3 protein-coding genes are annotated in these 3,883 nt (G+C 51.9%); all 3 read right to left on the reverse strand.

Annotated features, from left to right (window positions below):
- Positions 1 to 778: YdcF family protein (locus tag N2315_08860; GenBank protein MCX7829286.1), on the reverse strand; the 778-nt coding region annotated here is incomplete at its 3' end.
- 5 nt (positions 779 to 783) lie between these two features.
- Entirely contained in the window at positions 784 to 2,298 is a 1,515-nt protein-coding gene (locus N2315_08865; protein ID MCX7829287.1) for a glycine hydroxymethyltransferase, read from the reverse strand.
- A gap of 320 nt (positions 2,299 to 2,618) precedes the next feature.
- Positions 2,619 to 3,776, reverse strand: a complete 1,158-nt coding sequence (locus N2315_08870; protein ID MCX7829288.1) for a YibE/F family protein — start codon at positions 3,774 to 3,776, stop codon at positions 2,619 to 2,621.
- Positions 3,777 to 3,883: the final 107 nt, after the last annotated feature.

Here is a 3,883-nt window from a genome sequence, read left to right on the forward strand (position 1 = left end):
GGCCAAGCCACTCGCGGATGAGACGGGTGGAGCGGGTAAGGGCCCATGCGTCGGGGAAAAGGTCCGCAGGAAGAAGGAGGGGCTCCGCCTGGCTATCCACCGAAAAGGGGATGGCCGGGAGCTTGGTTTTCTTGGAGATGGCCAGGGCACGGGGGAGGTGCCAGGCGGAGCTCACGAGGAGCACCGGCCGAGCGGGGGGCTGTCCACCATCGGCGAGACCTTCCAGAATCTTTTTACTATAAACGATGTTTTCGTGGGTATTGCGGGAAGCCGCTTCCGTAATAATTGCACTTTTGGGAACCCCCATAAGCTCTAAAAGCTCCGCCATGTAGGGGGCTTCTTTTTTATCCGGAAAGGTAATAGAGCCGCTGCCGCCGCTTGCAATTACAACAGGGGCCGCACCAGCCCGATACAGACGGGCGGCGGCGGTAAGCCGTTCAAAGGTGTCGTTTCCTTCCACAAGGCCCGGCCGGGAAGCGGCGGGCTCCACGGTACCTCCCAGAACGAGGATCGCCGTATAAGGAGCGTCAGCCATCACATCCTCAATCTGAGAAAGGGGTACTTCGTAGAGTCGGGAAAGCAGGCGGGTCACGATAGGCAGAGAAAACACTGTTACCAGGATGAGAATAAAAAGACTTATCCCCTTAAGCCAGCGCTGGAATCGGCTCCTGGCCTGCAACAATAGAATAGCCCAGAAACTCAGCACAAGACCAATAGCTAAAGGGGAAGTTACCAGGGGACGCAGAATTTTAGAAATATAAAATACGAGCGCCCCCATCTCTTTTAATTATTGACGAAGGCTTTCTTTAACAATTCCAGATCCAGTTCTGGATAGACAGGGAACCGATCCAGAAGGGCCTTTACCCGCCGATGGGCTTCCGCTTTTACCATGGGGTCAATCACGTATTTTGCCTTGCTCGGCTGGGAAGGATTCTTGGGATCCGGTGCAGGTTTGGTCCCTTTCAGCACAAGGGCTATGATGGCCCCTAATTCTTTCATCTCCGCCGGTCCCATCCCTAAGGTGGTTACCGCGGCGGTACCAATCCGGAGCCCCGAGGTGTACCAGGGCCCATTGGGATCGAAGGGAAGGCTGTTCCGGTTCAAGGTGATGTTACATTCGTGGAGGGCGCTTTCCGCCTGACGACCCGTGAGCCCCTGGTTGCGGACATTCACCAGGAAAAGGTGGTTGTCGGTACCGCCGGTAAGCACCTCAAGCCCTTCGGCCATACAGGCCGCGGCGAGGGCCTGGCTGTTCTCCACAATTTTGTGGGCATAGGTCTGGAATTCCGCGGTCCCCGCTTCCCGGAAGGCCACTGCCTTGGCGGCTATCACGTGGGGAAGGGGGCCACCCATGGTAAGGGGACAGCCCTTATCCAGTGCCTCGGCAAACTCTTTGGTGGAAAGCACGAGTCCCGCCCGGGGCCCCCGGAGGGTCTTGTGGGTGGTAGTGGTTACCACGTGGGCAAAGGGGATAGGATTATAATCGCCGGTGAAAACCTTGCCTGCCACAAGCCCCGCAAAATGGGCCATGTCCACCATAAAGACCGCCCCTACTTTATCGGCAATCTCCCGCATTCTGCGGAAATTGATTTTTCGGGGATACGCAGAGTAGCCTGCTAATAGAATAAGGGGCCGCACTTCCAGGGCCTGCTTCTCAATTGCGTCGTAATCTAAAAGACCCGTTTCCTTTGATACCGTGTAGGTATACACATCAAACATTCGGGCCGAAACATTGTAGCGATACCCATGGGTCAGGTGGCCGCCGGAATAATAGTCCAGCCCCAGGAGGCGCTGATTGCCGAGCATCGTCTTAAGTTCTTTCCATTGTTCGTCGGACAGCTTATACAAATTGGTCTCGCCGAATTTCTCCAGGGCTGGCATTTCTACCCGGGTAGAAAGGATTGCCCAGTAGGCCAAGAGGTTGGCATCGGCGCCACAGTGGGGCTGAACATTGGCGTATTCCGCCCCAAAAACCTTACAGGCCTCGGCGGCGGCCAGGGACTCGATGGCGTCCACATTTTCGTTCCCCGCATAAAAGCGATGGTTAGGCATTCCCTCGGCATACTTGTCCGTAAGCAGGTTCCCCATGGCAAGTTGCACCGCCATGGAACAATAGTTTTCGCTGGCGATGAGCTTTACCCGGCTGCGCTGATTTTCCAGTTCCTTTACGATAGAAGCAGCAATTTCTGGGGCTACCCGGGCAGTCTCGTACAGGTTGCAGAGGTAGGCAAGCAAGGCCGTATCCACCTTTTCTGGAGCGGTGGAAGCAAGATAGGTTGTTACCGGATTGGTATGCATGGATCCATATCTCCTTTCCGTAATGGTTCCTGCCCAGGCGTGCGACAGGCAATATATAATCCCAACGGGATTCCCAAGCTCCCCGATGGTTTCCCATCTTGAAACGCCAGTTGCTTTTTATTACAACCGCAAGGCCCCTTAGGATCATTTGTATTGTAAGGGCCTTACAGTCTAGATATGGTAGCGGGAAAAAACTAATCGTGCAATAGGGGTTTCAAACGTTCCCTTCGGGAAAAGTTTCCGATAAACCGCCGGTGTGCTTCTTACAGGGCTTGCCAGCGGTTAGCCAGGTTACTAAGAAATAGGGAGCTACGGCTTCTTTATGCCTTTTTTGCTGGTTTCCCCACGTAGATAAAGCCACCCACGAGGGCAGTGATAGGTGCTACCATGACCAGGCCAAAGCTCCCCACCATGGTGTGAATTATTTCGGCGGACACATATATCATATTAAGGATGTTTGCCAGCGGTATCCCCTGGGCAATAAAGGTCATAAGAAGGGCCGTATACCCACCGGTGTAGGCAAGGAGTAATGTGGTTGTCATGGTTCCTACCACATGGCGTCCCACGGTAAAACCGGACTTTATGAGTTCCCATCGGCTAATCTGAGGGTGTTTATGAACAATTTCGCCCATGGCGGCAGAGATGTCCATGGAGAGGTCCATTACCGCGCCGCTGGACGCAAGAAACACTCCCGCCATGAATAAGCGGGGAAGCGAAAGCCAGTCAAAACCCATGTAGAGGAGATTTTCCGCAAAGGGTCGAATGGCCCCATGGATTTTAAACCAGGAGGTGAAGAAAAAGGCTAAGAGGGTAGTAAGAAGAACTCCTCCCATGGAACCGATGAAGGAAACAAGGCCTTTTTTAGTAAAGCCGCCAACAAGGAAAATAATCACAAAGGTAAGCAGCGCAACTATCCCCAGGGTAAGTAACAGAGGATCCCAGCCATACAAGATGAGAGGGAGAAGTACTTTAATAATAAGAGCTACGGAAAACACAAATGAAATGAATGCTTTAAAACCTATCCATCCCGCGAAACCAATGAGGACAAGGATAAAAAGAACAAAAAGCGCAAGAATCCCATCTAAACGGAAGTGATCCATCACATTCACGTGGGCCACCTCCTTTTTATCCGAGGTAAGATCCATAACGACAAAGGCCGTGTCGCCGGGGGAAAACCATTTGTCTAACTCTTTTTTGCCGAGAAGATTATTGGTGGTAAAAAAATGGCGTCCTTTAAACCGGGTTGTAAGAATTTCTATTTTTAATTGTTGACTTCCATGTTTAGAGGGACCAATCGTTTTAACCGTACTGTTGTCTGTCGCAAGAATACGAGCTTTGGCCCAAAGGAAGGAGCCCTCCGGATAGGGCGATGTAAAGCCCGTGGGAATAAAAAAAAGAACCCCACTTATGAAAGTGACCAGAATAGTAAATATCAGGTCCTGTCGATGGAGATGTAAAAAAGCTATAAGTCTATTCATATGTTCCCCTTCTGGGTAAATAACATCACCGTTATACGACTGTTAAGCGCCTAAAATCTAAGGGGCTCGCCCTTGCGGGCAGCCCCTGGTACTTTTTGATAATAGAG

Origin of the sequence: Thermanaerothrix sp. (assembly GCA_026417795.1) — a bacterium.
GTDB lineage: Bacteria > Synergistota > Synergistia > Synergistales > Synergistaceae > Thermanaerovibrio.

Excerpts from the sequence above, each read along its gene's own strand:
- N2315_08870 (MCX7829288.1), bottom strand. The coding sequence starts at position 3,776 with ATGAATAGACTTATAGCTTTTTTACATCTCCATCGACAGGACCTGATA.
- N2315_08865 (MCX7829287.1), bottom strand. The coding sequence starts at position 2,298 with ATGCATACCAATCCGGTAACAACCTATCTTGCTTCCACCGCTCCAGAA.